Origin of the sequence: Acidovorax sp. sic0104, from assembly GCF_019219095.1 — a bacterium.
In the GTDB taxonomy this organism is placed as follows: domain Bacteria; phylum Pseudomonadota; class Gammaproteobacteria; order Burkholderiales; family Burkholderiaceae_C; genus Acidovorax.
In genome coordinates, this window is sequence record NZ_JAHUWH010000028.1 from 22,376 (window position 1) to 48,596 (window position 26,221).

Annotated in this window: 15 protein-coding genes; 7 read left to right on the forward strand and 8 right to left on the reverse strand. The window is 67.7% G+C overall.

Features of this window, described 5'->3' with window-relative positions; all coding sequences use genetic code 11:
• Nucleotides 1-274 precede the first annotated feature (274 nt).
• The 6 genes from KW835_RS25620 to KW835_RS25645 all read left to right on the forward strand — a co-directional run bounded on the left by KW835_RS25620 (nt 275) and on the right by KW835_RS25645 (nt 11,996).
• Complete coding sequence (locus KW835_RS25620; protein WP_218387572.1) at nt 275-1,603, forward strand: efflux RND transporter periplasmic adaptor subunit; 1,329 nt, start codon at nt 275-277, stop codon at nt 1,601-1,603.
• A 15-nt stretch (nt 1,604-1,618) separates the two neighbouring features.
• Nucleotides 1,619-4,930: an efflux RND transporter permease subunit gene (locus KW835_RS25625; RefSeq protein ID WP_218387573.1), complete on the forward strand. Its 3,312-nt coding sequence runs from the start codon at nt 1,619-1,621 to the stop codon at nt 4,928-4,930.
• Nucleotides 4,927-8,109: an efflux RND transporter permease subunit gene (locus KW835_RS25630; RefSeq protein WP_218387574.1), complete on the forward strand. Its 3,183-nt coding sequence runs from the start codon at nt 4,927-4,929 to the stop codon at nt 8,107-8,109. Before KW835_RS25625 ends, KW835_RS25630 begins: the two co-directional genes overlap by 4 nt.
• Nucleotides 8,110-8,172: 63 nt before the next feature.
• On the forward strand, nt 8,173-9,579 hold the full coding sequence (locus KW835_RS25635; RefSeq protein WP_218387575.1) for an efflux transporter outer membrane subunit: 1,407 nt from the start codon (nt 8,173-8,175) through the stop codon (nt 9,577-9,579).
• A gap of 108 nt (nt 9,580-9,687) precedes the next feature.
• Nucleotides 9,688-10,512 (forward strand): undecaprenyl-diphosphate phosphatase, encoded by an 825-nt coding sequence (locus KW835_RS25640; protein ID WP_218387576.1) that lies wholly within the window; start codon nt 9,688-9,690, stop codon nt 10,510-10,512.
• Between the two features lie 161 nt (nt 10,513-10,673).
• The gene (locus KW835_RS25645) at nt 10,674-11,996 is read left to right on the forward strand and encodes a diguanylate cyclase domain-containing protein (protein ID WP_218387588.1); all 1,323 of its coding nucleotides are present in this window, start codon (nt 10,674-10,676) and stop codon (nt 11,994-11,996) included.
• Between the two features lie 116 nt (nt 11,997-12,112).
• On the opposite strand, the gene KW835_RS25650 is transcribed toward KW835_RS25645, so the two are convergent.
• The 8 genes from KW835_RS25650 to mutS all read right to left on the reverse strand — a co-directional run bounded on the left by KW835_RS25650 (nt 12,113) and on the right by mutS (nt 24,390).
• Nucleotides 12,113-13,612, reverse strand: coding sequence for an FAD-binding oxidoreductase (locus KW835_RS25650; protein ID WP_218387577.1), 1,500 nt, complete (start codon nt 13,610-13,612; stop codon nt 12,113-12,115).
• A 171-nt stretch (nt 13,613-13,783) separates the two neighbouring features.
• Nucleotides 13,784-15,592 (reverse strand): diguanylate cyclase, encoded by a 1,809-nt coding sequence (locus KW835_RS25655; RefSeq protein ID WP_218387578.1) that lies wholly within the window; start codon nt 15,590-15,592, stop codon nt 13,784-13,786.
• 10 nt (nt 15,593-15,602) lie between these two features.
• On the reverse strand, nt 15,603-17,387 hold the full coding sequence (locus KW835_RS27070) for a diguanylate cyclase (protein ID WP_304505177.1): 1,785 nt from the start codon (nt 17,385-17,387) through the stop codon (nt 15,603-15,605).
• A gap of 17 nt (nt 17,388-17,404) precedes the next feature.
• Nucleotides 17,405-18,916 (reverse strand): oxygenase MpaB family protein, encoded by a 1,512-nt coding sequence (locus KW835_RS25665; protein ID WP_218387579.1) that lies wholly within the window; start codon nt 18,914-18,916, stop codon nt 17,405-17,407.
• Nucleotides 18,913-19,743 carry a carotenoid biosynthesis protein gene (locus KW835_RS25670; RefSeq protein ID WP_218387580.1) on the reverse strand — a complete coding sequence of 277 codons (831 nt, stop codon included), beginning with the start codon at nt 19,741-19,743 and terminating at the stop codon, nt 18,913-18,915. Before KW835_RS25670 ends, KW835_RS25665 begins: the two co-directional genes overlap by 4 nt.
• 129 nt (nt 19,744-19,872) lie before the next feature.
• The gene (locus tag KW835_RS25675; protein ID WP_218387581.1) at nt 19,873-20,685 is read right to left on the reverse strand and encodes an alpha/beta fold hydrolase; all 813 of its coding nucleotides are present in this window, start codon (nt 20,683-20,685) and stop codon (nt 19,873-19,875) included.
• 73 nt (nt 20,686-20,758) lie between these two features.
• The gene (locus tag KW835_RS25680) at nt 20,759-21,586 is read right to left on the reverse strand and encodes a proteasome-type protease (RefSeq protein ID WP_218387582.1); all 828 of its coding nucleotides are present in this window, start codon (nt 21,584-21,586) and stop codon (nt 20,759-20,761) included.
• 164 nt (nt 21,587-21,750) lie between these two features.
• Nucleotides 21,751-24,390, reverse strand: coding sequence for a DNA mismatch repair protein MutS (mutS, locus tag KW835_RS25685; protein ID WP_218387583.1), 2,640 nt, complete (start codon nt 24,388-24,390; stop codon nt 21,751-21,753).
• Between the two features lie 189 nt (nt 24,391-24,579).
• Between mutS and KW835_RS25690 the strand changes: the two genes are divergently transcribed.
• Nucleotides 24,580-26,221 (forward strand): diguanylate cyclase domain-containing protein (locus KW835_RS25690; protein ID WP_339385496.1); only part of this gene is annotated, 1,642 nt, incomplete at its 3' end.

Here is a 26,221-nt window from a genome sequence, read left to right on the forward strand (position 1 = left end):
GCCTGGCGTGCGCGAAATGCAGTCGCCGGGAGTGGCTTGCGCCGGCATCGGCTCCGGCCTACGCACCCACGCGGGGTTGGGAGGGGGCCGCCGGTCCCGCAAGCAGGCAAACTATCGGGCGGCCTTCGCACCTGCCCACGCAGGGCGCGGGCGCGCGCATCATCCGGGGGGGGAAGGTTTACTTTTCTTCGCACAGCGTTCAAGGCAGACCCTGAACTGGCCCCCTACGATGCTCTGACCCGGCCGAATCCAAGAACACCCACCAGCTATCGCCATGAATCCGCAAGAAGAAGTCAAAGCGCCCGCAACGCTCCCGGCCGTCCCTCCAGAGCCTCCCCAGGCTCCGCGCCGCCGGCGCCGGTGGATGGGCAGCCTGCTGGCCCTGTGTCTGGTGGCCCTGGTGGGCGGCGCGGCCTGGTACCTCATCCAGCGAGCCAACGACCCCGGCGAGGCCACAGGCCCGGGACGGGGAGGGCCAGGGGGCGGGCGGCCCATGGTCACGGTGGGCGACGCCGTGGCCCGCAGGGCCGAGCTGCCGGTGATCATCGATGCGCTGGGCACCGTGATTCCAGCCACCACGGTGACGCTCAAGCCCCAGGTGTCGGGCACGCTGACCGAGGTGCTGTTCACCGAAGGGCAGATGGTCAAGAAGGGTCAACTGCTCGCGCAGATCGACCCGCGCCCCTTCGAACAGGCGCTGATGCAGGCCCAGGGCACGCGCCAGCGCGATGAAGCGCAGTTGGAGAATGCGCGCCTCACGCTGGCGCGCTACCAGACCCTGCTGTCGCAGGACTCCATCGCCCGGCAGGACGTGGACACCCAGGCCGCGCTGGTCAAGCAGCTCGAAGGCACGGTGATGACCGACAAGGCCCAGGAAGGCACGGCGCGCCTGAACCTGAGCTACACCCGCATCACATCGCCCGCCACGGGCCGCATCGGCCTGCGTACCGTGGATGCGGGCAACCTCGTGTCGTCGGGCGACGCCACGGGCATCGCCACCATCACGCAGGTGGCGCCCATCGACGTGCAATTTGCCGTGCCCCAGGACCGCGTCGCCGATGTGCTGGCCGCGCAGCGCGAAGCCGATGCGCTGGCCGTGACGGCGCTCGACCGCACGCGCAAGTCCGAGCTCGACAAGGGGCGCTTTTCCACGCTGGACAACCAGATCGACACCACCACCGGCACCGTGAAGGCCAAGGCGCGCTTCGCCAATGCCGCGGGCACGCTGTTTCCCAACCAGTTCGTGAACGTGCAGCTCTTGCTGCGGAACGTACCGGCCGTCGTCGTGCCCGTCACGGCCGTGCGCACCGGCGCCAATGGCGACTACGTGTATGTGATCAACGAAGACCGCACCGTGACGCTGCGCAAGGTCAAGCGCGGCCAGGCCACCGTGGGCCTGATGGCGATCGCCGAAGGCCTGAAGGAGGGCGAGCGCGTGGTGACGGAAGGCGGCGACCGCCTGCAGGACGGCATGGCCGTGCAGACGGCCGGCGCCCAGGGCGCGCGAGGCCCCCGCGCAGGCGCCAGCGGGCCGCGCAGCGGCGCTTCGGGCCCCCGGGGAGAGCGCGGCGAGCGCCGCCAGCGTCCACCGCAAAATCCTTGAGCGCGCGCTGACACCATGAGTCCTTCGCGCCCGTTCATCGAGAGGCCCGTCGCCACCGCCCTGCTGATGCTGGCCATCGTGCTGGCGGGGCTGCTGGGCTTTCGCTTCCTGCCCTTGTCGGCCCTGCCGGAGGTGGATTACCCCACCATCCAGGTCCAGACCCTGTACCCCGGCGCCAGCCCCGAGGTGATGAGCCGCACGGTGAGTGCGCCGCTCGAGCGCCAGTTCGGCCAGATGCCGGGACTGGAGCGCATGGCCTCGACCAGTGCGTCGGGCGTGTCCATCATCACGCTGCAGTTCGGCCTGGGCCTGGCGCTGGACGTGGCCGAGCAGGAGGTGCAGGCGGCCATCAACGCCGGCAACTCGCTGCTGCCCGCCGACCTGCCCGCGCCGCCCGTGTACGCCAAGGTGAACCCGGCCGACGCGCCCGTGCTCACGCTGGCCATCAGTTCCGACACGCTGCCGCTGACCGAGGTGCAGAACCTGGTCAACACGCGCCTGGCGCAGAAGATCAGCCAGGTCACCGGCGTGGGGCTGGTGTCGCTGGCGGGCGGCCAGCGGCCCGCGGTGCGCATCCAGGCCGACACCAAGGCGCTGGCGTCGTACGGGATCGGCCTCGACACCCTGCGCACGGCCATCTCGGCCGCCAATGCCAACAGCGCCAAGGGCAGCTTCGACGGGCCGCAGCGCTCCTACACCATCAATGCCAACGACCAGCTGCTCACGGCCGAGGACTACAAGAACCTCATCGTCTCGTGGCGCAACGGCGCGCCGGTGCGCATGATCGAGGTGGCGCGCGTGGTGGACAGCGCTGAGAACAACCGCCTGGGCGCCTGGGCGGGGATGGGCTTGGAGGGAGGCGTGTTAGCCACCGAGCCGCCGCCGGGCCGCCCCAAGGCGGCGAGCGCCCCCTCGGGGGGCAGCGAACCACACGAAGTGGGGAGCGAGGGGGCCATCGAGCCGCCGCCGGGCCGCCCCAAGGCGGCGAGCGCCCCCTCGGGGGGCAGCGAACCACACGAAGTGGGCAGCGTGGGGGCCACACTCACTCCAGCCATCATCCTGAACGTGCAGCGTCAGCCGGGCGCCAACGTGATCGCCACGGTGGACAGCATCAAGAAGCTGCTGCCCGAGCTGCAGGCCGGCCTGCCCGCATCGCTCAAGGTGCAGGTGCTCTCCGACCGCACCACCGGCATCCGGGGCTCGGTGCACCATGTCGAGATGGAGCTGATCCTGGCGGTGCTGATGGTGGTGCTGGTGATCTTCTTCTTTCTGCACAGCCTGCGCGCCACGGTCATCGCCAGCCTGGCGGTGCCCATCTCGCTCATCGGCACCTGCGGCGTGATGTACCTGCTGGGCTACAGCCTCAACAACCTGAGCCTGATGGCGCTGACGATCGCGACGGGCTTCGTGGTGGACGATGCGATCGTGATGATCGAGAACATCGCGCGCTACCTGGAAGAGGGCGAGCCGCCGTTCCAGGCCGCGCTCAAGGGGGCCACGCAGATCGGCTTCACCATCATCTCGCTGACCGTGTCGTTGATCGCGGTGCTGATCCCGCTCTTGTTCATGAGCGATGTGGTGGGGCGGCTGTTCCGCGAGTTCGCGGTCACGCTGGCCATCACCATCCTGATCTCCGGCGTGGTGTCGCTCACGCTGGTGCCCATGATGGCCGCGCGCTGGCTGCGCCCAGAGCCCGTGGGCGGACAGCACGGCATTGCGGGCCGCATCAACCGTGGGTTCGACCGCGTGATCGCGGGCTATGACCGGTGGCTGCAGTGGGTGCTGCGCCACCAGGGCGCCACGATGGTGGTGGCGGTGCTCACGCTCGCGCTCACGGCGCTGCTGTACGTTGTCATCCCCAAGGGGTTGTTCCCCACGCAGGACACGGGACAGCTGCAGGCGCGCATCGAGGCGTCGCAGGACGTGTCGTACGCGCGCATGAGCGAGCTGCAGCAGCAGGCAGCGCGCGCCATCCTGGAGGACCCGGACGTGCAGTCGCTCAGCGCCTTCGTGGGCGTGGATGCGGCCAACAACACCATGCTCAACGCCGGGCGCATGCTCATCAACCTCAAGCCCGACCGCGATGGGCAAGATGCCATCATGCAGCGCCTTCGCGAGCGGGTGCGGTCGGTGGCGGGCGTCACGCTGTACCTGCAGCCCACGCAGGATTTGACCATCGACGCGGAGACCGGGCCCACCGAGTACCGCGCGTCCATCGGCGGCGTCGATTCGGCGCTGGTCAACGAATGGACGCGCAAGCTGGCCGAGCGCCTGAAGACCGAGCCCAAGGTGCGCAACGCCACCACCGATGCGGGTGCGCAGGGTCTGTCGGCGTACGTGGACATCGACCGCAACACCGCCTCGCGCCTGTCCGTCACGGCCAGCAATGTGGACGACACGCTGTACAGCGCGTTCGGCCAGCGCATCGTGTCCACCATCTTCACCGAGACCAACCAGTACCGCGTGATCCTGGAGGCGCAGCAGGACCAGCTCAACACGCCCGAGGCCCTGGGCACGCTGCAGCTGCGCACCGGCTCGGGCGCGCCCACGCCGCTGGCGGCCATTGCCACCATCCGCGAGCAGCCCGCGCCGCTGCAGGTCACGCGCGTGGCGCAGTACCCGGCGGCCACGCTGGGCTTCGACAAGGCGCCGGGCGTGTCGCTGGGCGCGGCGGTGGATGCGATCCGCGCGGCCGCCAAGGAGATCGGCATGCCCGCCGGGCTGTCGATGGAGTTCCTGGGCGCGGCCGGCGCGTACGAGAAGTCGCTGTCCAGCCAGCTGTGGCTCATCCTGGCCGCCATGGTGTGCGTATACATCGTGCTCGGTGTGCTGTATGAGAGCTACATCCACCCTGTGACCATCCTGTCGACCCTGCCCTCGGCGGGCGTGGGCGCGCTGCTGGCGCTGATGCTCACGGGCAACGACCTGGGTGTGATCGGCATCATCGGCATCATCCTGTTGATCGGCATCGTCAAGAAGAACGCGATCATGATGATCGACTTCGCCATCGACGCCGAGCGCAACCAGGGCAAGTCGCCGCAGGAAGCCATTCACCAGGCGGCGCTGCTGCGCTTTCGGCCCATCCTGATGACCACGCTGGCGGCACTGTTCGCGGCGCTGCCGCTGATGCTGGGTTGGGGCGAGGGCGCCGAGCTGCGCCGGCCGCTGGGCCTCGCGATCTTCGGCGGGCTGATCCTGAGCCAGATGCTCACGCTGTTCACCACGCCCGTGATCTACCTGGCGTTCGACCGCATGGGCCGCCGCGTCACGGGCCGGGGCACGGCCGCTGCTCCGCTGCAGGGCGAGGGCGCGGGAGGCGTACGGTGAATCTCTCGCGCCCCTTCGTGGAGCGGCCGGTCGCCACCGTGCTGCTGACCATCGGAATGGCCCTCGCGGGCATCGCCGCGTTCTTCGTGCTCCCGGTGTCGCCACTGCCGCAGGTGGACTACCCGGCCATCTCGGTGTCGGCGAGCCTCGCGGGCGCGAGCCCCGAGACCATGGCCACCAGCGTGGTCACGCCGCTGGAGCGGCGCCTGGGCGTGATCGCGGGGGTCAACGAAATGACCTCGTCGAGCTCCAACGGCTCCGCCCGCGTGAGCCTGCAGTTCGACCTGAACCGCGACATCGACGCCGCGGCGCGCGAGGTGCAGGCCGCCATCAACGCGTCCCGCGCCGACCTGCCCGCCACGCTGCGCAGCAACCCCACCTACCGAAAGCGCAACTCGGCGGCGTCGCCCGTCATCATCCTGGCGCTGACATCGAAGACCCGCACGCCGGGCGAGATCTACGACGCGGTCTCCAACGTGGTGAGCCAGCGGCTGTCGCAGGTGGACGGCGTGGGCGAGGTGGAGATCGGCGGGGGCTCGCTGCCCGCGGTGCGCGTGGAGCTGCTGCCGTTCGCGCTCAACCGCTACGGCATCAGCACCGAGGACGTGCGCGCCGCCATCCAGGCCTCGAACGCCAACCGCCCCAAGGGCGCCATCGAGGGCGACGGTCGCCGCCTGCAGATCTACACGCCGTCGCCCGCGCGCAAGGCGTCGGAATATGAGTCGCTGATCGTCGCCTGGCGCAACAACGCCGCCGTGCGGCTGGGCGACGTGGCGCGGGTGGAAGACGGCGTGGAGAACCGCCGCACGGTGGGTCTCTTCAATGGCGAGCCGGCCATCATCGTGCTGGTCACGCGCCAGCCGGGCGCGAACATCATCCAGACGGTGGACTCGGTGCGCGCGCTGCTGCCCGACCTGCAGGCCCAGCTACCGCAGGATATCCAGGTGGCCGTGGCGTCGGACAGCACCAACTCCATCCGCTCTTCGCTCAAGGAGATCGAGCTCACGCTCATGGTCTCCATCGCGCTCGTGGTGCTGGTGGTGGGGCTGTTCCTGCGCAAGGCGCGGGCCACGGTGATTCCGGCGGTGGCCACCGTGGTGTCGCTGCTGGGCACCTTCGGCGTGATGTACTTCCTGGGCTTCAGCCTGAACAACCTGAGCCTGATGGCGCTGACGGTGGCCACCGGCTTCGTGGTGGACGACGCCATCGTGGTGCTGGAGAACACCATGCGCCACATCGAGGCCGGCATGGACCGCATGCAGGCGGCGCTGCAGGGCGCGCGCGAGGTGGGCTTCACGGTGCTGTCCATCAGCCTGTCGCTGGTGGCGGTGTTCATCCCGCTGCTGTTCATGGACGGGCAGGTGGGCCGGCTGTTCCGCGAGTTCGCGATCACGCTGTCGGCGGCGGTGATGATTTCGCTGGTGATCTCGCTCACCACCACGCCCATGATGTGCGCCTGGCTGCTGCGTGCGCACGACCCGGCCAGCGACAAGCCGCCTTCGCGCGTTGCGCGCTGGGCCGAGCGCGGCTACCAGGGCGTGCTGCGCGGCTATGCGAGCAGCCTGGACTGGGCGCTGGCCAGCAAGGGGCTGGTGGTACTGATCCTGCTGGCGGTGATTGGCCTGAACGTGTATCTGTTCGCCAAGATCCCCAAGGGCTACTTCCCCGAGCAGGACAACGGCCAGCTCAATGCCGGGCTGCGCGCCGACCAGAGCATCTCGTCAGACGCGCTCGCTGCCAAGCTGCGCCAGGCGGTGGAAATCATCCGCAAGGACCCGGCGGTGGACACGGTGGTGGGCTTCTCGGGCGGCAGCCGTGCGGGTGGCGGCTTCATGTTTGTCAACCTGAAGCCACTGAAGCAGCGCACCGACAGCACGCCCGCGGTCATCGCGCGTCTGCGGCCGCAGCTCAACCAGATCACGGGCCTCAGGGTCTTCCTGAACCCGGTGCAGGACCTGCGCATGGGCGGGCGATCCAGCAATTCGACCTACCAGTACACCTTGAAGAGCGACAACATGGCCGACCTCAAGCAGTGGGCGGGCAAGCTGGCCGACCGGCTCAAGGACGAGACCTTGCTGCAGGACGTGGACACCGACCTGGCCGAGAACGGCGTGGAGACGTACATCGAGGTCGACAAGGCGTCTGCATCGCGCCTGGGCGTGACGTCGTCTGCCATCGACAATGCTCTGTACAACGCCTTCGGCCAGCGCTCGGTGGCCACGATCTACGGCGAGCTCAACCAGTACGCCGTCATCATGGAGTGGGCGCCCGAGTACACGCGCGGCCCGCCGGCCCTGAAGGACATCTACGTGGCGGCCAATCCCACGGGCGCAGTCGGCACCGTGGCCAACCCGGGCCAGCGCGGCGCCTCCACCGGCCAGGTCATCAGCACGGCGGCATCGACCATGGTGCCGCTGAGCGCCATCGCCAAGGTGGTGGAGCGGGCGTCGCCCACCTCCATCAGCCACCAGGACGGCGAGCTGGCCACCACGGTGTCGTTCAACATCGACCCGGGCACTTCGCTCGGGCAGGCGCAGCAGGTCATTGCGCAGGCCGAGGCCGACATCGCCATGCCCACCAACGTGCGCGGAAGCTTCCAGGGCACGGCGCTCAGCGCGCAGCAGTCGCAGGGGCAGCAGGCCTTCCTCATCATCACGGCCATCATCGTGATCTACATCGTGCTCGGCGTGCTGTATGAAAGCCTGATCCACCCGATCACGGTGCTGACCACGCTGCCTTCGGCCGGCGTGGGGGCGGTGCTGGCGCTGCTGCTGTTCAACATGCAGTTCACCATCATCGCGCTCATCGGTGTGTTCCTGCTGATCGGCATCGTCAAGAAGAACGCGATCATGATCATCGACTTTGCGCTGGAGGCGGAGCGCGCGCGCGGACTGTCGGCGCTCGATGCCGTGCGCGAGGCCTGCATGATGCGCTTTCGGCCCATCCTCATGACCACGATGGCCGCCGCGCTGGGCGCGCTGCCGCTGGCCATCGGCTTCGGGCAGGGCTCGGAGCTGCGCCAGCCGCTGGGCGTGGCGATCATCGGCGGGCTCATCGCGAGCCAGCTGCTCACGCTCCTGACCACGCCCGTGGTCTATGTGCTGCTGGACAAGCTGCGCACGCCCGCCCCCAACGAACAACATCTGAGCCGTGCCGGTGCCCCCGGCGCGGCCACCTGATCGGTGCCCATGAAATATCTCCACGCCCCGCTCACACCCGGCGCGCACGCCGCTCGGACACCCATGGCCCGCCCGCCCGCGCTCGCACTCGTGCTGGCCGCCGCTGCCCTGCTGTCCGGCTGCTCGGTCACGCCGCCCTACCAGCACCCCCAGATGGCCGTGCCCGCGTCGTTCAAGGAGGCTGGCGCCACCTGGGCACCCGCGGCGCCTGCCGATGCGCTGGACCGCGGCCCCTGGTGGGAGCTGTTCCAGGACGCGGAGCTCAACCGCCTGGCCGAGCAGGTGCAGCTGTCCAACCAGAACATCGCCGCAGCCGTGGCCGCCTATGCGCAGGCGCAGGCCGTGGTGCGGCAGCAGCGGGCAGGCCTGCTGCCGTCGGTGAGCCTGTCGGGCGGTGCGACGCGCACGGGCGGTGAAGGCGCCACCCGCTCGGGCTTGTCCACCCAGGCATCGCTGGGCGTGGACTGGGCGCCGGACCTGTGGGGGCGCCTGCAAAGCGGCGTGAACAGCGCCCAGGCCAGCGCGCAGGCGAGCGAGGCCGACCTGGCCTCTGCGCGCCTGTCTGCCGTGGGCACGCTGGCCTCGGCGTACTTCCAGTTGCGCGAGGCGGACGCCGAGATCGAGCTGCTGCAGGCCACGGTGGAGGGCTACGAGCGCAGCCTGCAGATCGTGCGTAACCGCTACAGCGCAGGTGTGGTGGCGCAGACCGACGTGCTGCAGGCGCAGACCCAACTGGCCAACGCGCGCGCCGACCTGGCCACCGTGCGGCAGAACCGCGCGCGCTTCGAGCACGCAATAGCGGTGTTGACGGGCCGAGCCCCGGCCGACTTCGCGCTCGCGCGGGCGCAATGGGTGGCGGCGGTGCCGGACGTGCCAGTGGGCGTGCCCTCGACGCTGCTGCAGCGCCGGCCCGACATCGCGGCGGCCGAGCGTGCGGTCGCCGCGGCCAATGCGCAGATCGGCATCCAGCGCGCCGCCTATTTCCCGAACCTGAGCCTGGGCGCGTCGGTGGGCAGCGGCGGCAGCAGCGTGGCCGACCTGTTCAAGGCGTCCACGCTGGTGTGGTCGCTGGGCCTGTCGGTGGCGCAGACGATCTTCGATGCCGGCGCCACGGCGGCCCGGGTGGAAGAAGCCCAGGCCGCGCGCGAGGGCCGCGTGGCCGTCTACCGCCAGACGGTGCTCACGGCCTTCCAGACGGTGGAAGACCAGCTCACGGTGCTGCGCACCTTGCAGGAGCAGGAGCCCCTGCGCCGCGAGGCGGTGGCCGCGGCGGAGCGCACGGCGCAGCAGCTGCTCAACCGCTACCGCGAAGGCCAGGTGGGCTACACCGAGGTGGTCACGGCCCAGGTCTCGGCGCTGTCGGCGCAGCGCGCGCTGCTGCAATTGCAGGTCAACCGCCAGCTGGCGGCGGTGACGCTGGTACAGGCGCTGGGTGGCGGGTGGCAGGCCCCTTGGCAGGCGCCCGCCTGAGAGCCCTGCGCGAACCGCAGCGCATATACTCCTGTTTTGATAGCTGCTGGCGCTTGCCTGTAAAGAGGTACAGCCCGATTTGACTTAAAGTTTTCTTAAGGAGTGCGCGTGGACGTTCTTTTGCTGGCCAAGGCCGCCATCATGGGCGTGGTGGAGGGCCTGACCGAGTTCCTGCCCATTTCCTCCACGGGGCACCTGATCCTGGCGGGCTCGTTGCTGGGCTTTGACGATGCCAAGGCCAAGGTGTTCGACATCGCCATCCAGACGGGCGCCATCTTCGCGGTCATCCTGGTGTACTGGCAGAAGATCCGCGAGACGCTGGTGGCCCTGCCCACCGAGCGCCAGGCCCAGCGGTTCGCGCTCAACGTGTTCATCGGGTTCCTGCCCGCCGTGGTGCTGGGGCTGTTGCTGGGCAAGATGATCAAGGCGCACCTGTTCACGCCGGTGGTGGTGGCCAGCACCTTCATCCTGGGCGGCTTCATCATCCTGTGGGCCGAGCGGCGCTCGCCAGCCGCCACGCGCATCCAGACGGTGGACGAGATGACGCCGCTCGATGCGCTCAAGGTGGGCCTGGTGCAGTGCCTGGCGATGGTGCCCGGCACCAGCCGCAGCGGCGCCACCATCATCGGCGGCATGCTGCTCGGCTTGTCGCGCAAGGCGGCGACCGACTTCTCGTTCTTTCTGGCCATTCCCACGCTGATCGGTGCCGGGGTGTACAGCCTGTACAAGGAGCGTGCGCTGCTGTCGGCGGCCGACATTCCGATGTTCGCGGTCGGGCTGGTGTTCTCGTTCATCAGCGCCTGGCTGTGCGTACGCTGGCTGTTGCGCTACATCAGCAGCCACAGCTTCGTGCCGTTTGCTTACTACCGCATCGTGTTCGGCATCATCGTGCTGGTGACCGCCTGGACGGGCTGGGTGCAATGGGCGGGATGAGGTTGCGCATTCGCATGGATTGGTTATAGGTCGAAAGTGATAAGCTGCCGACACACCCTGCTGCCCGGCGCAGGGGCCGAGGCGCGCGCCGGTGACCTTTCTGGAGGACTGGCGCGCGGGGCGTTCCACTGATGACCCTGCCCCGCTGGGGCTTTCGCCGCATGATGCAAGACGATCCAGAGTTGTCCGACTATCGGGCCATCGCCCCCGGGTACAGCCTGTCCAAGGGCGAGTTGCTTGATGTGATCACGCGCAGCGCTGGCGCCACCATGGCCGTGGTGGACCGCAGCCTCACGATGCTGTATGTCAACGACGAGTACGCACGTTGGTTCGGCACCGTGCCGGAGCAACTGGTGGGCAAGTCGCTGACCAGCATGTACGCTGAAGCGGCTGTTACCGCTTTCATGCCCTTCGTCGCCCGCGTTCTGTCGGGTGAGCGGGTTCAGTACCAGCGCCTGCTGCGCACGCCCTACGGGTTTGACGAGTGGCGCACCATCTGCCTGACCCCCTGGCACAACCCCGAAGGATCCATCGAGGGCTTCATCACCACCGCACTCGATGTGCACGAGCTGCAGGTCACCATGGAGGCGCTGCGCGCCGCCAACCAGCGCCTGTCCTCGCACATGGAAAACAGCCCGCTGGCCGTGCTGGAAATGGACCACAACCTGCGTCTGCTGCACTGCTCGCAACGCGCGGTGCAGCTCATGGGCTGGCTGCATGTGGCGGACCTGCAAGGGCAGTTGCTCAATGAATTGCTGGACCTGTCACCCGCCGATGCCACCCTGCAGCTGGCGCTGCAGCGCCTTCAGTCTGGACAGGAATCGCAAAACCGGGCAGAGACATCTTTCCGGCGCGATGACGGCACCGAAGTGCATTGCGAGTGGTTCAACTCGGCGCTGACGGACCCCGACGGCCAGGTCACCTCGATCATGGCGCTGGTCGAGGACGTCTCCGCCAAGATCGAGATCGCACGCCAGCAGCATTACCTGGCCAACCACGATTCGCTCACCGGGCTGTTCAACCGGGCGGCCTTCCAGTCCCAGCTGGAGAAGGCCCTGCAGGCCGCGCCTGGTGCGGGCTGCGTGGCGCTGTTGTTCATCGACCTGGACGGGTTCAAGGGCGTCAACGACACCGAGGGCCACCGGGCGGGCGACGAGGTGCTGCGCATCGTGGCGCGGCGTATCGCCAGCACCGTGCGCTCTGGCGACACCATGGCGCGGCTCGGGGGCGACGAGTTTCTGGTGATGCTGGAGCACGACGTGACCCGTGACGTGACGGACACCATCGGCCAGCGGCTCTTGGAGGCACTGCAGCAGCCCATGCTCGTGGAGGGGCGGGAGCTGTCCATCGGCGCGAGCATCGGCGTGGCGGAATGTCCTCCGCTGGAGTGCCAGATCGACGAGCTCATGAACCGGGCCGACCAGGCCATGTACAGCGCCAAGCGCGCTGGCAAGGGGCGCCTGCACTACGCTGACGAGGATTGATCGGCGCTGCGGGCAGGGCTTGCGCGGCCCTGGCACCGTGCTTTTCGTCGCGCGAAGGAGCATCGCGCGCCGCAGGGCCCCGCGCAGGTGCGACGGGGCCGTGCAGCCTCGCGGTATCAGTCGTGTCCCGGCAGCGCGATGCTTTGCTTGAAGTGGAAGAAGTTGGTGGGGTCGTACTGCGCCTTCACCTTGCGCAGCCGCGGGTATGCCGGGCCCCAGTAGGCGTCGGCAAAGTTCTGCAGGCTGCCGTCAGGGTAGTTCTGATAGACGTGCCCGTTCAGGAAGGGCTTGACCAGCACCATGAAGCCATCGAGCCAGGCCTCCATCTGCGCGCGCTCGGCCGGATTGCGCCAGAACACATCCACCACCAGGTCGGCATCCACGTCGCGGTGGATGAAGGCACTGTCTTGCACCGGGTAGCGGTTGATGGCGCCGCCGTAGGGCTCCAGGTAGGCCAGCGACCAGGGGTTGGGCGATGTCTTGAAGTAGTCGATGATGCGCTGCCAGTCCGCCGGTGACAGCGGTGTGTTGATGTACCCGCTGGCCTTGGTTTCGGCCACGCCGGCGGGCAGGTTGTCCGGCAGGGAGTAGGGGTGGTCTTCCAGCCAGTTGTTCATGGCCGGGTAGCTGCCCGTCTTGTCCACGAGCAACTGCGCGCTCGGGATGGCCAGCAGCGGAGCGATGGCCGCCAGGCCCGCCTCGCGGCTGCCGCAGAACATGCCTTGCACCATGTACACCGGCACGCCGTTCTGGTAGCCGAGGTTCATCATGTAGCCCAGTGCATCAGGGGCGCCCTTCTTCATGAAGTCGCGCTGCATGAGCGTGAGGACCTGGGCGGCGTGGGCTTCGTCCCAACTGATGGACCAGGCCCACACGTCGTCCAGGCGCACCATGCGGTAGGTCACTTGCAGCATGACGCCGAAGTTGCCGCCCGTGCCGCCGCGCATGGCCCAGAACAGCTCGGGGTTTTCGGCCGCGCTGGCCGTGACGATCTGGCCGCTGGCCAGCGCCACGCGAAATGATTCCACCATGTCGCTCTGGATGCCGAAAGCGCGCGAGGTGTACCCGTAGCCGCCTCCCTGCACAAAGCCGCCCACGTGCACGTTGCCGCACGCCCCGGTGGGCACGTGCCAGCCGGTGGCTTTCATGGCGCCATTGAAGGTGTCGAAGTCGGTGCCGGGCAGCACATGCACGCGCTTGGCCAGCGGATCGAGCGCGACGCCGGACATCTTGCTCACGTCCACCACCATCCCGTTGTTGACCGAGTAGCCTGCCGTGCTGTGGCCGCCGCTGCGCACGGCAACCCACAGCCGGTACTTTCGGGCGACGGCCAGGCACTCGAGCACGTCGCTGTCGCACACGCAGTACACGATGACCTGCGGATAGGCCTGGAATGCGGGGTTCGATTCCTGCCGGTCCTTGTCGTAGTTCGGGTCGGAGGGCAGCACGACGCGGCCGACGATATTGGATTCGAGCTCGGCGATCGCCTCCCATGACAGGGCGTCTGCGCCGCCGTCGGCGGCCACCACGGCCGCAGCATTCTGCGCGGCGTGTGACTTGAAAACTGCGACGCGTGCGTCCTTGGCGTGTCGGGCAGGGCTCTTGCGATGGGGCATGGCGAACGGTCCTCCAGTGGTTGATGAAGGCCCGTGTGTATCGCACGCGGAGTGTTTTGACCAGTTATGAATGACCCTTGATGCCGTCTTGCAGGCAACCGCGTAGCAGGTCCAGCGGTGGGCCACGCCGTTGGCCCATGGGCGTTGCACGGCTGCGGTGCGATGCGCCGGTCAGGACGATGACAGCGCCAGGTCGCCTGTGTTGCGGCGAAGGCAGAACTTGCCGCCTTGCTTGCCGCTGTACATGGCGGCGTCGGCGAGCTTGAGCAGGCCGACAGCGTCATTGCTGTCCTCCGGCGCTATGGCGTAGCCGATGGTCAGGCCTACCTCGACCTGCACCTTGCCCAGTGAAAACGGCGAACGGAACGCGTCGAGCAGCTTGAGCCCCAGCTCCTGCGCCTGCAGGGCGTTGCCCAGGTCGCCCGTCATCACCACGAACTCGTCGCCGCCCAGGCGCGCCACCACGTCGCTCTGGCGAATGTGCCCCTGCAGGCGGCGCGTGACGGCCACCAGCAGTTCGTCGCCGACATCATGGCCGTGCTGGTCGTTGACGGGCTTGAAACCGTCCAGGTCCATCACGTACACCGCCAGCAGCTTGTCGGGCCCGCAGCGCGGCAGCGCCGAGGCCAGCGCGATGTTCAGGCCGCGCCGGTTGGGCAAGCCTGTGAGCGGGTCGGTGTGCGCCAGCGAGCGCATCGCGTCCCGCTCGCGGTTGGCGTGTATGGCTTCCGCGCGCAGCGCCTTGGTGCGCAGGCCCAGAACGCGCATGAACAGCAGCATGTCCAGCGTCGCGCCGAAGCTGAATGAATGCAGCGTCCAGAAGTTGACGGGTACCCAGCCGCGGATCACTCCGATCACCGTGGCCGTGGCAGCGAAGTAGATCAGCCACGCCAGCAGCAGGCTGGTGCCTACAGGGTCGCCCTGTCGGGCACGGCGCACGGCGCCAGGTATGCCCATGAGAGCGGGTACCAGTCCGAGGACGCTCACCACGATGGCAATGGCCGCGGTGCTCAACACGTCGAGCGCATGCACCACGCCTAGCATTGCGCACAGCAGCGCACCGCCCCGCATGGCGCGCAGCAGGCGGCTCTGGGGACGGTCGCCCACCAGGGCCTGGCTGATGAAAAGGAACGATCCGCAGGTTGCCATGAGCGCCGACAGGCCGGCGGCATGCAGCTCGAACCAGGCGTTGTCTCGCCAAAGGTACTGGGAGCCCAGGCCGAACAGGTGCAATGAAAACAGGGTGCTCCCCGTGATCAGCAGCGCGTACTGTATGAACAGCACGTCGCGCAGATTCACCCACTGTGCCAGGCTGTAGATCAACAGGCACAGGGCCAGGCCGGTCAGCATGCCCTGCAGCATCTGCTCGTTCATGGCCGCGCTGTGCCATGCGGGGGGCTTGGCGAGCGTGATGGGCAGCACCATCGCCCCCGTGGTTTCCACGCGCAGCAGTACCTCGTAGTGCTGCCCGGGCTGCATGATCAGGGGGAGCGCGTGCGAGCGGCTGCGAAGCGGGCGCTGCGAGAAGGGCTGCAGGCTGCCAAGCGTGGCCTGCTGGCTCACATGGCCTTCCTGCGTGAGATAGACCTCCAGGCGCTGGAGCACAGGGTAGTCGATGTCAAGAAGCCAGATGCCGTCCGATGTGGGCGACACGGCAATCGGCAGCCGCACCCAGACGGCATGGGTTTGCACCCCCAGGGTGCCGCTGCTGCGCGGCGGGGCGGAAAACTCAGGTGCCCGTGCCATCGCATCCTGCACCGACATCACGCGGGATGCGTCCGTGAGGATGCTGGCGGCTGGCCAGACGTCGTGTGTCGGCACATCGTCACGCAGTTGCACGCGGTCTGCGCCGGCCCAGGCAGTGGAGATCGGCGCCCCGAGGAGCACCAGAAGGAGCAGGATGGAAGAAACGCCCGCCACCCACCGCCATGGCGCGGCAGGCAGCTGTCGGAATGGGGTTGCGAGGGCGGGGGCGCTCATGTCAAGAACGTCAGATGGTTGGGACGAGTTCGCTTCCGCCGCGCCGGACGGTGCGCTTGCCATCTTGCTTGCCTGCATACATGGCCGTATCGGCCAGCCGAATCAGTCCTTGCGGGTCCACGCCGTCCAGCGGCGCGACGGCATAGCCGGCAGTGAGCCCCACGTGCAGCGTGAGGTGGCTCAGGGTGAACGGCTGCTCGAAGGCGCGCAGCAATGCCAGGCCCAGCGCATGTGCGTGTTCAGGCGTGGCCAGGCCCTGCGCCATGATGATGAACTCATCGCCACCGAGGCGGGCCACCACGTCCGATTTGTGGCGCACGCAACGCTGCAGGCGATGGGCGACGGCCACCAGCAGGTCGTCGCCGACGTCGTGTCCGTGCGCATCGTTGACCGGCTTGAAACCATCCAGGTCCATCAGGTACACGGCCACCAGGCGCTGCGAGGAACACTGCACCAGCGCGGCATGCAGGGCGTTCTGAAGGCCGCGCCGGTTGCTCAAGCCCGTGAGGTGGTCGGTGTACGCCAGCGATCGCATCAGGTCGCGTTCGCGCCGTGTTTCCTGTGCCTGGACCTGGGCAGCCTTCGCACGCAGGCCCAGCACATGGAAGAACAGCAGCATGTCCATCGTGGCGCCGAACTGGAACGAGTGCAGCGTCCAGAAGTTGGCAGGAACCCAGCCCTGGACCAGGCACACCATCCCTGCAGCGCCCACGCCGTAGACGGTCCAGGCCACCAGCAGTGTGGCGCCGATGGGGTCCTTATGGCGCACCCGCTCGATGGCGCAAGGCAGGCTGATCAGCGAGGGCAGCACGCCTACCAGGCTCAGATACGCGATACCGACAGGCACGCTCAGCAGGCCGATCACGAGGGCTGCGCAAACGGCGGCCGTGATCACGGCGCCAGCCCGCATGGTGCGCGCATACCGGCCGTGCGGCGCGTGTTCTCCGAGGGCATGGCCAAGAAAGAGGAAGGAGCCCGTCAGGGCCACCAGTCCCGCAGCCAGGCCCGCATAGCGGCCCATCCAGGGGCTGTCCGGCCACAGGAACTGGGCGCCCAGTCCGAAGAACTGCAGCGAGAAGACCGCGCTGCCCAGCACCAACAGCGCATAGAAGCCGAACATGGGATCACGCTGCGTGGCCCACTGGATCAGGCTGTACATGATCAGGCACAAAGCCAGCCCGTTCAGCAGGCCCTGCAGCATCTGCTCGCCAAGTGCCTCGTGCAGCTGGTAGGGCATCTCGCCGACCGTGATGGGCAGGATCAGCGGCCCGGTGGCCTGCACGCGTATCAGCAGGTCATAGGGCCGCCCGGCCTGCAGATCGAACGCCATCGCAGGCGCACGAGTGGTGAGCAGCGACTCGCCGGGGTGGTTGGTGCGGGCCTGTTGGAGCACCTCGCCGCCGCTGGCCAGATAGATATCGGCCTGCAGCGAGCTGTAGCCGATATCGACCACCCAGGGCGTGCGCGGTGGTGTGCGCGCGATGAGGGGAACATGCAGCCATATCGCAGCCTTGTGCACGCCCAGCGATCCGCCGCGATGGGGCGGCTCCTGGAACTCGTCCAGGCGCGCCAGCATGTCCTGCACCGAAAGCTTGTAAGTGGGGTCGGCTTTGAGCGTGATGGCATCCCATGCATTGACCTGGGGCCTGGTCTGCGACAGCACCAGGGGCTCACCCGCTTGCGCCGCCAGGGGCAGTGCCATGGCCATGAGCAGCCAAAGCAGGGCGAGCACCGCGCTGCAATGCGCGTGCCAGCCCCGGATGTGGACCTGCAAGGCGTGGAACGGTGGGTGCATCAGGGCTGGAGTCCGGGCTAGGCAGTCTGCCGGGCCGCAGCAGAGGGCGTTGTCTGCGTCTGGCGGGCCAGCCCTGCGCTCCAGCTGCCATGGGTGGTGAAGCGGTCTTCCAGCCGGTTGAGCCACCTGGGGGCGTGTGGGTCGTCGCTCCACTGGTGCACCACCTCGTCGACCTGGTTGAGCAACGCGGTGGGCAATTGCAGGGGGCGGGTCTGGCTCATCAGCACGCGGCTCATGAAGTGGTAGCCCAGCACGCGGGTGAGCGCACGGACGATCGAGAACCGGGGCATTGCCAGGCGCACCAGCGCATCGATCACACGCGCCACCAGCAGCACTACCCAGAACAGCAAGGCGGACGACCAGGGCACCGGATTCGTCAACCCCAGGTCGCTGGCCGTGTCGCGCCCGCAGAGATAGCGGGTCATCAGTTCGGGGAAGGGCTTGACGATGTTCCAGGGCAGGGATTTCTCCATGGTCTGCATCAGAGCCCGCCCGAGGGAGGGGCGTGGGTCGGGCGTGATCGGGTCGGCGCGGCCTCGGGCCTGCATCTGCGCCATCAGGATCCGGCCCTGCTCCATGGTGTCGACCATCAGCGAACGCTCGATGCCCAGCACATGGCCCACCACGTTCCAGGCATGCAGGTAAGCCTCTTCGTCATGACGGGGCAGGCCGATGCCCAGCCTGTGCAGGCTGCGCAGGAACACGTAGCCAAAGGTCAGGAGCGTGTAGGCCAGTTCCTCCTGGTTGCAGGGCAGGCCATCGGCTGACACATTCCATCCACGCGCGTGCAGCATCTGGAACATGGTGGCGCGCCCGCCAGGCGCCTGCAGCGGGGTGGGGGCAATGGCGCTTTCCAGGCCGGCCCGCAGCTTGCCGGCCGCCTGCGCGGGGCTGCCGTGCAGGATGAGGTTGCGGATGGTGGCGTGGATGAGCCGCACCTTGATGACCTGCGCCACGCCGGCTCCGTGCTCGGACATGCCGCCGTGCATCATCACCGGGAAGATCATTGCGGCTGTGGAACGAATGCGGTACTCGGTGTTCTGCTCGAGCTGCCCGGCGGTGTGCAGAACGGCCGACAGGTCGGGGATCACATAGCATTCGGGCAGGCTGGCGCAAAACAGAAGGATGCACGACAGCGCTCCGTGGTCCATGAACAGCCTTTCGGCATGCCCGATCTTGCGCGGGTCGGCCCAGTCGGGCAGTGCCTGGGCGGCCCGCACATAGTGGTTCAGCGCGTCGGCCATGGCCTGGTCCACGAAGCCCTCGGCCGGCTGCCCGCCGACCGTGCCATGTACCGGCCCCGGCGCAATGCTCCATTGCGCAATGCCCGCGTTGTCGGTCCACTGACCGAGCAGGATGTTGACGGTGTCCAGGCGCTTCCATTGCACTGCGTCCGCATCCACGGCACCTTCGGGCCAGGGCCCCAGCATGTCGGCGACGGTCTGGTCGGCCAGAGGGTCGGCATGCAGCTGCATGCTGGCCAGTTCGGCATCGGTCAGTGGGAGGTTGTGGGTGGCGGCGGTGTTCATGCAGCAACTTCCATTGTGGGAGCGGGGGCGCGCCAGCGCTGGAGTCCGGCGATGGCGCACAGCAGCGGGATGCCCATCGCAAACGGAGCTATCGAACGGATCTCCACCGGATTGCCCAGGATCATCTGGAACACCATGCCTGTGGCGTAGATGGCCAGCGGTACCCGTGCGTGGCGCCTCAGGAACGGGCTGGGGGGTTGCAGCGGGAGTTTGCGCACCGACAGGCGAAAGCTGAAGATGATGCAGAACGCCACGAACACCCAGCCGAAGAAACCTTGCACCGTCTCACCGAACCACGCGCCGTCGGTCTTGGCCATGATCCAGGCCTTGAGGGTGTAGACGAGATAGGGGTCTGCGCCCAGATCGAACGCGGTGACGATCATCGCTGCCAGGAACGACAGCATGGCAGCATTGCCCAGCCCGGGCGCGCCGTCCACCGGGGACTGCCACACGATGAGGTTGCCGATCACGTAGCCTGCGTAGGTCAGCGCAAACCACATCATGGGGATCACGATGGGCACGTCGACGAACCGCGCGCCGAGCACATCCGTGTACGTGTAGTGGCCGAAGAACCAGCCGTGCGTGCTGCCCATCTGCTCGGCGAACCAGCCCAGGCTCACGGCGATCAGCACGAACTGCAACGCGGGCCGCGCCCCCAGCAGATGGGTGGCGCTGGCCCAGCAGCACGCGAACATGAGCACGGACGCCGAGACGATGGCGATGGTGGTGTCGTTGTGCGTGCGCGCCGCCGTGGCCACGAGAAAAGCGGCCAGCAGAGCGAAGGTCAACACGGGCAATCGGGCAGCCAGAGGAGTTTGTGCAGGCATGTCGGCTGTATCACGCTGTAACAAACCCCCAGTGTAGGGGAAGAGCATGCAATCCGCGCCCCTCCTTTTTTGCAGAAATCCCCCCGCCTTTTCGGCGTTTTTGCAGTCTGTTTTGGTGTTATACCGGCGTCAAGGGCGCAGCGAAGCCAGATTGAGCAGTGAAGCCTCTATGGCCGCAGCCGTCGCCTGCGGCTGCTCCATGGGGAACAGGTGGCTGCCGTCCAGCATCATCGTGCGGCCCTCTGTGATGCGCAGCGTCATGGCCATGCCCACCTGCTTCATCTCGTCCGAGTCGCGCCCGCCGATGAAAGCGGCCGGGCACATCAGCGGGTGGGCGCTTAGCAGCCGGCCCAGGTTGTGCGGCAGGGTGTTGTAGATGGCGGTTTCGACCGCGCGGTCGAAACCCAGGACGCGCTTTCCATCCTGGTCTGCCAGGCCATGGCTGACGTAGTCGTGCAACACCTCGGGATCCCACCGCGCAAACGCTTTCTTCTTGCGAAAGTGCTCCAGCGCCTCTTCGTCGCTGGCCCAGCTGAAGCGCCGCTGCCGGCTGATCTTGCCGGGCGAGATGGAGCCCACCACCTGGGTGCGCTTGGCCACACCCACGGCGTTGGCCTTCCAGCCGCCGAGCAGGGGCGAGTCGATGAGCAGCACGCCGCGCACGAGTTCGGGGTGGCGCGCGGCGGCCATCACGCTCAGGAAGCCGCCCAGCGAGTGGCCCACCAGGAACACGGGCTGGCCCAGGCGCTGCACGTGCGGCGCGGCGAAGTCGGCCAATTGCTGCACCAGGTGGGGCCAGTTGTTGGTGACGGGGTATTGCGCGTCGTGGCCGTAGCGCTCCACCGCATTCACCTCGAACCCGCGCGCCCTGAGGTGCTTGAACAGGACGCGGTAGGTGCTCGCCGGAAAACTGTTGGCGTGCGAGAAGACGATGGGGAACATGGGGGAGATGCCTGCCCGCAAGGGCTGGTGGAAGGTGGGCGGGCGCCGGCCAGGCTGGCGGCACCGCAGCCGTTCAGATGAGCTTGTCCAGGTGGTTGGTGATCTTCTTGAGCGGCTTGCTGCGCGCAGGGTTCACCATGATGGGCACGTTGGTCGCGCCGCCACCCCAGGCCGGGTCCTCGATGCTGTCGAACACCTCGCGCAGCTTCTGGCCCCAGCTGTCGTGCAGCATGCGGAAGTACGGGTTGTTCTCGTCGATGCAGACCACCTTCTCGGTGGAGAAGCGGTCCACCTCATAGACAACGAGGTCCAGCGGCAGGCCCACCGACAGGTTGGACTTGAGCGTGCTGTCCATGGACACCAGCGCGCACTTGGCGGCCTCGTCCAGCGGTGTTTCGGGCGTGAGCACGCGGTCGAGCACGGGCTTGCCGTACTTGGACTCGCCCACCTGGAAGTACGGCGTCTCGGACGTGGCTTCGATGAAGTTGCCGGCCGAGTAGACCTGGAACAGGCGCATGCCTTCGCCCTTGATCTGGCCGCCGAACACCATGGACACATTGAAGTCCACGCCCGAGCGCTTGAGCGCCTGGCCGTCGCGCTCGTGCACATGGCGCACGGCAGCGCCCAGCACGCGCGCGGCGTCGAACATGCTCTTGGCGTTCCAGATGGAGATGGTCTCGCCCGAGTCGCCATCCTTGAGCTGCTCGGTCTGCAGGATTTCGCGCACCGACTGGGAGATGGACAGGTTGCCCGCGGACAGCAGCACCATGAAGCGGTCGCCGGCCTTCTCATAGACCATCATCTTGCGAAAAGAACTGATCTGGTCCAGGCCGGCGTTGGTGCGGGAATCGGACAGGAATACCAGCCCGGCGTTGAGTTTGATGGCGACGCAATACGTCATGGATCAGAGTGGGAGCAATGGTGGGGGAACCCGCAAGTTTAGTCCGCCCACGAACCAGGTTGGTGCATGGCGGTGGCAAGCTCCCCAGGCACGGCACTTCGCGGCGGCCGTACCTGATTCCAGGAAGTCAAAAATCATAGCAACGAGCGACCGCCTGCTAAGCCCTACAGGGAGTTTGGTGCGGATTGAGTCGCCATCCGTTTGAGTTGATACAGCGCATCCAGCGCCTCGCGCGGGCTCAAGGCGTCTGGGTTGATCCCGGCAAGCGCCGCTTCCACGGCGCTCGCACCCGCACCTTCGGACGCCTCGGGCGTGGCGAACAGGTCCACCTGCAGTTCGTTCTCGCCCGCGCGCTCTTCCAGCGCGGCCAGGGCGTGGCGGGCGTGGTGCAGCACGGGCGAGGGCATGCCTGCCAGTTTTGCCACCTGGATCCCGTAGCTTCGGCTCGCTGGGCCAGGCTGGATCTCGTGCAGGAAGACGATGTCCGTGCCGGATTCGGTAGCGCTCACGTGCATGTTGATGGCGTGGCGCGCCTTGGCTGGCAGTTCGGTCAGCTCGAAGTAGTGCGTGGCGAACAGCGCGAACGCACGTGTCTTGTCGTGCAGGTGCGTGGCGATGCCGCTGGCCAGCGCCAGGCCGTCGAAGGTGCTGGTGCCGCGGCCGATCTCGTCCATCAGCACCAGGCTGTGCGGCGTGGCGGCGTGCAGGATCTGCGCGGCCTCGGTCATCTCCAGCATGAAGGTGGACTGCGCGTTGGCCAGGTCGTCCGCCGCGCCGATGCGGGTGTGGATGGCGTCGATGGGCCCCAGGCGGCAGTGCGATGCGGGCACGTGGCTGCCCATGCAGGCCAAAAGCACGATTAGCGCCACCTGCCGCATGTAGGTCGATTTGCCGCCCATGTTGGGGCCGGTGATGATCTGCATGCGCGTGTTGGCGTTCAGGCGCGTGTGGTTGGCGATGAAGCTGCCGCTCGATGTCTCGGCCAGGCGGGCCTCCACCACCGGGTGGCGGCCGTTCTCGATCTCGATGCAGGGCTCGGGAACGAACTGCGGCGCGCACCAGTTGAGCGTGAGCGAGCGCTCGGCCAGCGTGCACAGCACGTCCAGCGTGGCCAGGGCCTGCGCCAGTCGGGTGAGCGCGGGCACATGGGGCTGCAACTGGTCCAGGATCTGCTCGTACAGCCACTTCTCGCGCGACAGGGCGCGCTCGTTGGCCGACAGCGCCTTGTCTTCGAAGGTCTTGAGTTCGGGCGTGATGAAACGCTCGGCGTTCTTCAGCGTCTGGCGGCGGCGGTAGTCGTCGGGCACCTTGTCCACATGGCTGCTGGTGACCTCGATGTAGAAGCCGTGCACCTTGTTGAACTGCACGCGCAGGTTGGGGATGCCGGTGCGCGCCTTCTCGCGGGTTTCCAGGTCGAGCAGGAAGGCATCGCAGTTGGTCTGGATGGCGCGCAGTTCGTCGAGTTCGGTGTCGAAGCCATCGGCGATCACGCCGCCGTCGCGCACCAGGGCCGCGGGCTCCGCGTCGATGGCCGCGCACAGCAGCGCGGTACAGCCCTCGGGCGGGTGCAGATGGCCGAAGATTTGAATCAAATACGGCTCTGGCGCTTGTCCGGAAAGTGCAAGTTGCTCTGATTTTTGTAGCGTCTTGCACAGGGCGACCAGCTCGCGCGGGCGCACCTGGCGCAGGGCGATGCGGGCGGTGATGCGCTCCACATCGCTCACGCCCTTGAGTTCGCTGCGCAGCAGGGACCATGGGCCGCTGCCGCCGCCGGCCCCGCCGTCGCCCCGCAGGGCCGTCGTGGCCGACAGGCGCTGGCGCGCCTGGTCGCGGTCGCGCTGGGGTTCCAGCAGCCAGGTCTTGAGCAGGCGGCTGCCCATGCCGGTCATGCAGGTATCGAGCAGCGAAAACAGGGTGGGCGCGTCGTCGCCGCGCAGGGTCTTGACGAGTTCGAGGTTGCGGCGCGTTGTGACGGGCAAGTCGATCAGGTCGTCGCCGCGCTGCACCTGCACGCTGTGCACGTGCGTGAGCGTGCGGCCCTGGGTGTGCTCGGCGTACGCCAGCAGCCCGGCGGCGGCGGCGTGCGCTTCGCCCAGGTCCTGCGCGCCCCAGGCCTGCAGGCTGGCCGCGCCCAGGTTCTCCAGCAGCTTGCGCTCGCCCAGGGCGCTGTCGAACTGCCAGTCGGGCCGCAGGCTCATGGGGCAGGTGAAGGCGCCGCCCTGGCGCAGCACCTGCAGCTGCTGCTCGAAGCGCTCGGTCACGCCGGCGCTGTAGATCAGCTCGCTCGGAGCCACGCGTGCCAGCCAGCCGCCCAGCTCGTCGTGTGCGCATTCGGCCAGGTACACGCGGCCCTGGGTCACGCTCAGCCAGGCCAGCCCGCAGCGCGCGCGGGGCGCCTGGTGCACGGCCATGAGCAGCGATTCGGATTTGTCGGACAGCAGTTCCGTGTCGGTCAGCGTGCCGGGCGTGACCACGCGCACCACCTTGCGTTCCACCGGCCCCTTGGCCGCGCCGACTTCGCCCACCTGCTCGGCAATGGCCACCGACTCCCCCATCTTGATCAGGCGGGCCAGGTAGTTCTCCAGCGCGTGGAAGGGCACCCCGGCCATCATCACCGGCTGCCCGCCCGACTGGCCGCGCTGCGTGAGGGTGATGTCCAGAAGGCGCGAGGCCTTCTCGGCATCCTGCCAGAAGACCTCGTAGAAGTCCCCCATGCGGTAGAACAGCAGCGTGTCAGGGTACCCCGCCTTGAGCGTCAGGTACTGGGCCATCATGGGGGTATGGTGCTCGAACGTGTCGGACATGCAGGGGTGCTCTGGAATGAGGCGAGGACTGTAGCAGTTCACCCATGGGGTTTCCCCTCACGCAGTTACATGTCTGGTTGTCATGATGTTACGTTTTGACATACTCTTGCCTGTATGCTGTGCCATGGCTTTTGCGCCTTGGCGCGTTGCGTGCGCAGGCTCCCTTCCTTCAGAGGTTTCAGACCGACCGTGATTTCGTCCGAACTGCTGACCGACCTTCTCGCTCCCGCCGGCGAAGGGGCCATCGAGCCCATGGCGCAAGCGCGCCTGCAGGCCCTGGTGGACGCGGTTCCGGTGGCGCTGATGGAGTTCCGACTGCAGGGCGGCAGACTGCTGCTGCTGGCCGCCAATGCGGCTGCGCGCCGCATGCCGGGGCTGGGCGCGGTGCGTCACCCGGGGGCCGATGCGAGCGAAGTATTCGACCTCTTGGCTGGCACCCAGTTGCTGGACCAGTTGCAGGGGGTGGTGCGGGTGGGGGCGCCGCTCGAATGCCGCCAGGTCGTGCGCGAAGCCGGCCGGCTGTTGCTGGCCTGGGATTTGTCCGCACGCCGAGTGACCAACGACTGCATCGTCGTCACAGTGCGCGATGCCACGGAGGCAGAGACCCTGCGCGCCGCACTGGCCGCCGCCGAGCAGTCGCTGGAAGAAGTGCGCCGCGAATTGCGTGAGCAGACCGACGTCTTCAACACCATGGAAAGCCTGGCCCGCGCAGGGCACTGGCGCCGCATCGAGGACCCGGGAGAGACCGTGCTGCTGTGGTCGCCGGGCCTGTGCAACATCGCGGGCTTCGAGCAGCAGGAATGGGTGGACCCCGAGCGTGCCGTGAGCGGCATCCTGCCGGAGGATCGTGGCGTGTTCGACAAGGTGCGCGAACGCGGCCAGGGCCTGGATGTGGAGTACCGCTGGCGCCGTCCCGACGGGGAGGTGCGCTGGATGCGCTCGCGCGTGCAGCGCACGCTGCCGCGCGACGGGGTGCAGGTGGTGATGGGCGTCGTGCAGGACGTGACGGACGAACACCGCGCGGCTGAGCAGCTGCGCGAGCAACTGCTGTTCATCCAGCGCATTGCGAGCCGCATCCCCGGTTTCATCTACGAGTACCGCCTTCACGCCGACGGCTCCACCAGCGTGCAGTACATCAGTGACGCGGTGCGCGAGTTCATGGGCGTGGAGCCGCACGAGGTCACGGCCGATCACGGCGTGCTCATGCTGCGCGTGCTGGCCGAAGACCTGCCGCACGTGCAGAAGTCCGCCATCACTTCGGTGCGCAAGCTCGTGCCCTGGCAGTGCGAGTACCGCGTGCGCATGCCCGACGGCAGCATTCGCTGGCACATGACCAATGCCATACCGCATCGCGAGCCCGATGGCTCGGTGGTGTCCCATGGCTTCACCATGGACATCACGGACCGCAAGCGCGCAGAGCAGGAGATCGAGCGCCTGGCGTTCTACGATGCGCTGACCGGTCTGCCCAACCGCCGCCTGCTGCTCGATCGCCTGCAGCGTTCCATCGCGGCCTGCCAGCGCACCAGGAACCTCGGGGCGCTGCTGTTCATTGACCTGGACAACTTCAAGGACCTCAACGACACGCTGGGCCACGACATGGGCGATCAGCTTTTGTCGCAGGTGGCCGCCCGCCTGGTGGGCAGCGTGCGCGAGGCCGACACGGTGGCCCGCTTTGGCGGAGACGAATTCGTCGTCATGCTCGAATCCCTGGCCCCCGAGATGCCCGAGGCGGCAGCCCAGGCCGAGACCGTGGCCGAGAAACTGCTGGCGCACCTGAACCAGCCCTTCGAGCTGGACGGTGCCCAGCACTACAGCACCCCCAGCATCGGCA

Coding starts and splice junctions, on each gene's coding strand:
- KW835_RS25680 (WP_218387582.1), bottom strand. CDS start 21,586: ATGACGTATTGCGTCGCCATCAAACTCAACGCCGGGCTGGTATTCCTG.
- KW835_RS25650 (WP_218387577.1), bottom strand. CDS start 13,612: ATGCCCCATCGCAAGAGCCCTGCCCGACACGCCAAGGACGCACGCGTC.
- KW835_RS25645 (WP_218387588.1), top strand. CDS start 10,674: ATGATGCAAGACGATCCAGAGTTGTCCGACTATCGGGCCATCGCCCCC.
- KW835_RS25625 (WP_218387573.1), top strand. CDS start 1,619: ATGAGTCCTTCGCGCCCGTTCATCGAGAGGCCCGTCGCCACCGCCCTG.
- KW835_RS25655 (WP_218387578.1), bottom strand. CDS start 15,592: ATGAGCGCCCCCGCCCTCGCAACCCCATTCCGACAGCTGCCTGCCGCG.
- KW835_RS25620 (WP_218387572.1), top strand. CDS start 275: ATGAATCCGCAAGAAGAAGTCAAAGCGCCCGCAACGCTCCCGGCCGTC.
- KW835_RS25675 (WP_218387581.1), bottom strand. CDS start 20,685: ATGTTCCCCATCGTCTTCTCGCACGCCAACAGTTTTCCGGCGAGCACC.
- mutS (WP_218387583.1), bottom strand. CDS start 24,390: ATGTCCGACACGTTCGAGCACCATACCCCCATGATGGCCCAGTACCTG.
- KW835_RS27070 (WP_304505177.1), bottom strand. CDS start 17,387: ATGCACCCACCGTTCCACGCCTTGCAGGTCCACATCCGGGGCTGGCAC.
- KW835_RS25665 (WP_218387579.1), bottom strand. CDS start 18,916: ATGAACACCGCCGCCACCCACAACCTCCCACTGACCGATGCCGAACTG.
- KW835_RS25670 (WP_218387580.1), bottom strand. CDS start 19,743: ATGCCTGCACAAACTCCTCTGGCTGCCCGATTGCCCGTGTTGACCTTC.
- KW835_RS25635 (WP_218387575.1), top strand. CDS start 8,173: ATGGCCCGCCCGCCCGCGCTCGCACTCGTGCTGGCCGCCGCTGCCCTG.